The sequence below is a fragment of the Bradyrhizobium oropedii genome (assembly GCF_020889685.1).
Lineage (GTDB): Bacteria > Pseudomonadota > Alphaproteobacteria > Rhizobiales > Xanthobacteraceae > Bradyrhizobium > Bradyrhizobium oropedii.
Map to the genome: position 1 here is coordinate 1 of NZ_JACMYO010000300.1, position 6,721 is coordinate 6,721.

General features: G+C 64.6%; 7 protein-coding genes. 5 read left to right on the forward strand and 2 right to left on the reverse strand.

Annotation, left to right across the window (positions count from 1 at the left end):
- Both H8A95_RS40880 and H8A95_RS40885 read left to right on the forward strand, forming a co-directional pair.
- Nucleotides 1-1,169: Spy/CpxP family protein refolding chaperone (locus H8A95_RS40880; RefSeq protein ID WP_229188163.1), on the forward strand; the 1,169-nt coding region annotated here is incomplete at its 5' end.
- Nucleotides 1,170-1,338: 169 nt separating this feature from the next.
- Nucleotides 1,339-1,509 carry a hypothetical protein gene (locus H8A95_RS40885; RefSeq protein WP_229188164.1) on the forward strand — a complete coding sequence of 57 codons (171 nt, stop codon included), beginning with the start codon at nt 1,339-1,341 and terminating at the stop codon, nt 1,507-1,509.
- A gap of 58 nt (nt 1,510-1,567) precedes the next feature.
- Here H8A95_RS40885 and H8A95_RS40890 read toward each other — a convergent pair whose 3' ends face one another.
- Complete coding sequence (locus tag H8A95_RS40890; RefSeq protein ID WP_229188165.1) at nt 1,568-2,470, reverse strand: LysR family transcriptional regulator; 903 nt, start codon at nt 2,468-2,470, stop codon at nt 1,568-1,570.
- A gap of 103 nt (nt 2,471-2,573) precedes the next feature.
- On the opposite strand from H8A95_RS40890, the gene H8A95_RS40895 reads away from it, so the two are divergent.
- The gene (locus H8A95_RS40895) at nt 2,574-2,846 is read left to right on the forward strand and encodes a hypothetical protein (RefSeq protein WP_229188166.1); all 273 of its coding nucleotides are present in this window, start codon (nt 2,574-2,576) and stop codon (nt 2,844-2,846) included.
- A 281-nt stretch (nt 2,847-3,127) separates the two neighbouring features.
- On the opposite strand, the gene H8A95_RS40900 is transcribed toward H8A95_RS40895, so the two are convergent.
- Nucleotides 3,128-4,300, reverse strand: a complete 1,173-nt coding sequence (locus H8A95_RS40900; protein WP_229188167.1) for a fumarylacetoacetate hydrolase family protein — start codon at nt 4,298-4,300, stop codon at nt 3,128-3,130.
- A gap of 139 nt (nt 4,301-4,439) precedes the next feature.
- On the opposite strand from H8A95_RS40900, the gene ppk2 reads away from it, so the two are divergent.
- Nucleotides 4,440-5,417, forward strand: a complete 978-nt coding sequence (ppk2, locus tag H8A95_RS40905) for a polyphosphate kinase 2 (RefSeq protein ID WP_229188168.1) — start codon at nt 4,440-4,442, stop codon at nt 5,415-5,417.
- 382 nt (nt 5,418-5,799) lie between these two features.
- A complete protein-coding gene (locus H8A95_RS40910) occupies nt 5,800-6,675 on the forward strand; it encodes a transporter substrate-binding domain-containing protein (protein ID WP_229188169.1) in 876 nt (291 codons plus the stop codon).
- Nucleotides 6,676-6,721: the final 46 nt, after the last annotated feature.

A 6,721-nucleotide genomic window follows, 5' to 3' on the forward strand; every position in this document is an offset into this window, starting at 1 on the left:
CGGTTACGGCCGCCCTGCGCAGCCCGGGCGGCTTGCGTAATCCGGCGGCGCGCGCCGCGGTCATGACGGCCGCTGCTGGCGCAGCCTGGGGATATCACAACCATAATGGCGGCTGGTGGTGGCGCCATCCGCATGGCGGTTTCGGTTGGGTCGGCCCGGTGTTCTGGCCCTACGCCTATTACGATCTCTATGACTATGCCTGGTGGGGCGACGACTACGACCCGTACTTCTGGGACTACGGCTACAATGACATCTACACTGGCCTGTTCGGTCCCTATGACTACGATGCCTTGAGCGGTTATGCCGACTACCTGCCCGGCCGCGCCGGTCCGCGGCCGCCGGTCACCAGCCGATCCGGCGCTCCCTATCAAGCCAATGCGCTTGCCGACATGTGCGGCAGCGACACGCGCGATATCGCGGGCTTCCCGATCGAGCAATTCCGCAGCGCCATTCAGCCCAATGCCGAGCAGAGCGCCGCGCTCGACGATCTCGCCAGCGCGTCGCAGAAGGCGTCCGAGACCATTCTCAACTCGTGTCCCAAGGACGTGCCGTTGACCGCACCGAGCCGCCTCGCCTCGATGCAGCAGCGCCTCCAGGCCATGCGCGACGCGGTCGGCATCCTGCAACCGGCGCTGGAGAAATTCTACGGGCTGCTCAGCGACGATCAGAAGGCGAAGGTGACCGCGCTGGCGGCGAACCGGCAGCGCACCGGGCGCGAGACGGCGTCAGGCAACGGCAGTTGCAACACGGCGCAAGCTGCCGCCATCGCATGGCCCGGCGACGTCATCGAACGCGACGTCAAGCCGACCGACGCACAGCGGGCGAGCCTCGATGCCTTGCGGGATGCTGCGACGAAGGCCGAGGACGCATTGAAATCGTCTTGTCCGCCGACCGACGCGCGCACGCCGCCGGCACGCCTTGCGGCGGTCGAAGCCAGACTCGATTCCATGCTTCAGGCGATCGGCACGGTACGTCCTGCCCTCGACACCTTCTACAACGCGCTCAGCGACGAGCAGAAGGCGGCCTTCGACGCGGTCGGGCCCGAGCGCGACGGCAGCAGGACCGCAATGGCCGCAAGCGACGACGAATCCCCGCGAAGCCATCATCGCCGCCGCCACCATCACGGCCCGAATATCGGAGGCATGATCTTCCGGATGATGGGCCTGTAAGGCTCACCATCGCCCCGCGCATGGCGCGCTAAGGCGCGATCCATATGCCCATGACGATGATGACGAGCGCGACGGCGATCACCAGCATATCCGTCGTGAGCCAATCGGGCATTCCATTGGATGGCTGCTCGCTCATGTCCGCGACTCCTTCTGTTCGCGTCGAGCCAACATGCTGAAACGGATCGGCGCGAACGAGGATGAACTGGTTCACATAACGGTGCGACAAGCGGTCGCTCCGAATTTCGCGCATCTGCGCGCGCTCAAGTTGCGGCATGCGATTGATCTGCCGTCCAGGTTTCTGAACATGTTCGGCAACGAAGGCGGCTACCGCGAACGGTAGCACATCATCGCGCAGCCGGATCGCGCAATGAGCGACGCGGACACACTTGCCGCTTCGCTCACACCTTGCCGCGATATCTCAACGCGTCGACCAGCAGCGAGAATGCAGGCGAGGCCTGCCGGCGGCTTGGATAATAGAGGTGGTAGCCGGAGAACGGCGGGCACCAGTCGCCCAGCACGCGCACCAGCCGGCCGCTCGCCAGCTGCGGCTTCGCCTGCCCTTCGGTCATGTAGGCCAGACCAAGTCCGTTGACCGCGGCGCTCAGCAGCGTGCCGGAGCCGTTGAACACGAGCTGGCCCTCGACACGCACATTGAGCTCGCGTCCGTTCTTCTCGAACTCCCACGCATAGAGCCGGCCGCCATGGGTCGGCAGGCGCAGATTGAGGCAATTGTGCTCGGTCAATTCCTGCGGCGTTCGCGGCTTCTTGCGCGTCGCGAAGTAGTCGGGCGAGCCCACCACCGCCATGCGGAGGTCCGGACTGATGCGGATCGCGATCATGTCCCTGGCGACCAGTTCGCCCGGGCGGATGCCGGCGTCATATTGCTCGGCGACGATATTGGTGAGGCCGTAGTCGATCACGACCTCCACCTTGATGTCGGGATATTTCGGCAAGATCGAGCGCAACGCCGGCATCAGGATCGCCTCGGCCGCATACTCGGTCGAGGTCACGCGGATGGTGCCCGCCGGCTTCTCGCGCAGTTCGCTCAACGCGGCCAGCTCGGCATCCATCTCGTCGAATTTCGGGCCGATGGTCCGCAACAGCCGCTCGCCGGCCAGCGTCGGCGCGACGTTGCGCGTGGTCCGGCTCAGCAGCCGCACGCCAAGGCGTTCCTCGAGCGCCCGGACGATCTGGCTCAGCGCCGATTGCGACAGGCCGAGCTTGGCGGCAGCCCGGGTAAAGCTCCGCTCGCGCGCCACCGCGAGGAAGACGAGCAGATCGCTGGCGTTGTCCCGGTTCATTGATAAGCCAAGCTGATAAATCCATACGGATTTTATCATCTAATCAGAGGACAGCGGTAGCCCTAGCTTGCAGGCAGAGATTGATCGAACCCGTTGTCCGCTTATGTCCGTCACGACGTCACAAGTCCCGGTCGCCGAACCGTCGGTCGCCGCAACACTGTTCCCGATCGTCGCCGTGATCTTCTCCGGTTTTCTGGTGATCGGTCTCGCGATGCCGGCGCTGCCGCTGCACGTCCACCAGGGCCTCGGCTTCGATACGTTGGTGATCGGCCTCGTCGCCGGCAGCCAGTTCGCGGCATCGCTGATCTCGCGCTTCACCGCGGGGCATCTTGCCGACGCAACAGGCGTCAAGCGCGCGGTGGTTCGCAAGCCATGACGATGCCTGCGTTGCCGATTTCATGCCGCTCAGCAGCGTGACGGCGAGCTACGTGTGAGCGCTGCAGCGATCATGTGAGGCAAGCACCGGCGGAAGGGTTCCCTCCCCCCTTGCGGGACCGCAAGGGGGGAGGGAGCCTGACGAGCGTGCTCACCTCACGATGGATTCAGATCCCATCCTCACAGAGGCGTAGGGTGGATTAGCGAAGCGTAATCCACCATCTTTTCCGTGGCACGAAGTCGGTGGGTTACGCCTTCGGCTAACCCACCCTACGCTTCTCCTCACAGCACCTTGCGCTGCGCTAGGTTCTTCATCAGCGCACTGAGGCCGAAGCTCCAGGGCTCGCATTCGTCGCTGCTGCGCATGCGGTTGACGAGCTTGCCGAGCTGCGGGGCGGCGATGGTGACGATGTCGTCGCGCTTGTGGGTAAAGCCCTCGCCCTTGGCGTCGCGGTCCTTCACCGGTGCGAACATCGTACCGAGGAACAGCGCAAAGCCATCAGGGTATTGATGCACGGAGCCGATGGTCTGGGCGACGAGGTCGGTCGGGTCGCGGCTGATTTTGGAGATCGAGGAATGGCCCTCGAGCACGAAGCCGTCGGCACCTTTCACAGTGAGACCGACATCCATCTTCCTGACGTCGTCGAGCGAGAAGGTCCGGTCGAACAGCCGGAGCAGCGGGCCGATCGCACACGAAGCGTTGTTGTCCTTGGCCTTCGACAGCAGGAGTGCCGAGCGGCCCTCGAAGTCGCGCAGGTTGACGTCGTTGCCGAGCGCGGCGCCGACGATCCTGCCGGCGCCGGAGACGACAAGCACGACCTCCGGCTCGGGATTGTTCCAGGTCGATTTCGGATGCAGCCCCGCATCCATGCCCGTGCCGACCGAGGACAGCGTCGGCGCCTTGGTGAATACTTCGGCGTCCGGGCCGATGCCGACTTCGAGATACTGGCTCCAGGCGTTCTGGTCGATCAGCACCTGCTTCAGCCGCATCGCCTGCTCGGAGCCCGGCTTCAGCTTGGAGAGATCGTCGCCGACCAGGCGCACCACCTCCTTGCGGATCGCCTCCGCCGACGACGGATTGCCGCGCGCCCGCTCCTCGATCACGCGCTCCAGCATCGAGATCGCGAAGGTGACGCCGGCGGCCTTCAGCACCTGGAGATCGACCGGCGCGAGCAGATGTGGCCTCGTCTTGTCGCGACCGTCGGGCGGCGTGTTGGCGAGGATTGCCTCAAGATCGCCGATCCGCTCGCCGCGCGTGGCGTGCAGGGCGCTCGCGGGATCCGTCTCCTCACACAGCGCGCTCACCGTGGGGAAGCGCGCGGTGACGTCGAACACGCCGTCGCCCCGCACCGCGACCACGGCCGGCCCGCCCGCCTGCGGCAGCCAGACCCGCCCGACCAGCGTGCCGTGTGTGCCGTCCTCCGGCAGGGTGTCTCTTGGCGTGAGCGAAATCATCGGCATCTCCCTTTTTTCGTCTTGTTAGCACAGTCCGCCCGGGGGCGTGAAACAGCGGTCATGCCGATGTCATAGAGGGGTAACATCGCCCGTCAATGCTGCCGTCCGATCCATCTAACACACTGAAAGACGGACGTTCATGACCGCCTCCGACCTCACCGACGAAGCCGCCCGGGACGAAGCCTTGGGCGAGGAAGGCTTGCGCGAGGAAGCCTTGCGCGAGGAAGCCTTGCGTGCCCGCATCCATCAGGAGTTGGCCGACAGCCTCGACGAGGAACTCGAGCTCGAGCTCGACGACGTCAGGCTCGACGAGCTCGACCATGACGGGGCCGTCGGACAACCGTCGATCGACCGCAAATTCTATTTCCGCGAATTGCTGCGGTTGCAGGGTGAGCTGGTCAAGCTGCAGGACTGGGTACAGCACGAGAAGAAGAAGGTCGTCGTGCTGTTCGAGGGCCGCGATTCCGCCGGCAAGGGCGGCGTCATCAAGCGGATCACCCAGCGGCTCAACCCGCGCGTCTGCCGGATCGCGGCGCTGCCGGCGCCGAACGAGCGCGAGCGCACGCAATGGTACTTCCAGCGCTATGTCTCGCATCTGCCGGCCGGCGGCGAGATCGTGCTGTTCGACCGCAGCTGGTACAACCGCGCCGGCGTCGAGAAGGTGATGGGGTTCTGCACCGACGAGCAGTACGAGGAATTCTTCAATTCGGCGCCGGAATTCGAGCGCATGCTGATCCGCTCCGGCACCATCCTGCTGAAATACTGGTTCTCGATCACCGACGAGGAGCAGGCGTTCCGCTTCTCGATGCGGATCCACGATCCGCTGAAGCAGTGGAAGCTGAGCCCGATGGACGTCGAGGCGCGGACCCGCTGGGAGCTCTACACCAAGGCCAAGGAGACGATGCTGGAGCGCACGCATCTGGCGGACTCACCGTGGTGGATCGTCGATGCCGTCGACAAGAAGCGCGCCCGCCTCAACTGCATCTCGCATCTGTTGAGCCAGATCCCCTACCAGCAGGTCACCCACCAACCGGTGGTGCTGCCGCCGCGGATGCGGAACCCCGACTATCACCGCGGCCCGATCCCGCGGGAAATGTACGTGCCGGGGCAGTATTGATGGTGGTCGCTTCCCCTCTCCCCGTTCTTACGGGGAGAGGGTCAGGGTGAGGGGCTGCCTCCGCGCGAACGGTGAATGTTACACTCGCCGGGTAAGGCGCACTATTTCTGAATAATAGAATAATAGCGCTGATTTGCCCGACATGTCAAGTTGCCCCGTCGAATGCCGGCACGCCGCCGGCTACTTTGCATGGGGTTGTTTTCGATATTTTGGCAGGGCGCCCCTGCGAAGGTAAGTCATATGCGATAGCCCTGCCGCAAGCAGAGCGAGGTGAAGAGATAGGCATCTCCTCTTCGCCACGCCTACCAATGGCGCAGGCGCGCGCACTTGCTGGCACCGGATACCGACGCTAGGCTTCCCCATCTGGTGCAGGGAGGCCCGCTTGACTCAATCCGACGACATCAAAATTTCCGAAGATCGCCGCGACGCGCTGCGCTATGCGCTCGGGATCGGCAGCGGCGCGGCGCTCGCGGCCGCCATGGCCACCCCGGCCGCGGCGCAAACCGCCGACAACACGCTGGATCGCATCCGCGCCAACAAGGTGCTGCGGATCGCGGTGCTGCCGGGCGAGCTGCCCTATTTCAACAAGGACCTCGCCACCGGCACCTGGTCCGGCTTCTCGATCGAGATGGCCAACGATCTGGCCAAGCTGCTCGACGTCAAGCTGGAATATGTCGAGTCGACCTATGGCAATTCGATCCTCGATTTGCAGGCCAACAAGATCGACCTCGGCTTCGCGCTCAACCCGACGCCGCAGCGCGCGCTGGTGGTCGATTTCACCAATTTGGTGTTCCCGCATCCGTTCGGCGCGATGCTGAAGAAGGGGCTGGAGGCCAAGACCTGGGCCGACATCAACAAGCCCGAGGTCAAGATCGCGGTCGATGTCGGCTCGGCCAACGAGGCGGTGGCGCGGCGCTTTGCGCCGAATGCCACCATCAAGTCGCTGAAGTCACGCGACGAGGTGATGCTGGAAATGTCGTCGGGCCGCGTCGATTGCGTGGTCAACGCGCTGGTGCTCGGGCTGACCGCGATCGCCAAGAACCCGAACCTCGGCACCTACAAGATCCTGGCTTCGCCCTCGGTGACGATCGCGAGCGGCACGGCGGTGCGGCGCGAAGCGGACAAGCGCTGGCGCGATTTCCTGTCGGTGTGGATCGACTACAACCGCGGCATCGGCCAGATGCGTGAATGGTTCGTCAAGGGCCTTGGGCTTGCGGGCGTCAAGGCCGAGGATGTGCCGGTGGAGCTGAATATCTGAGGAACGAGTCCTCTTCACCTCTCCCCGCTCTTTGCGGGGAGAGGTC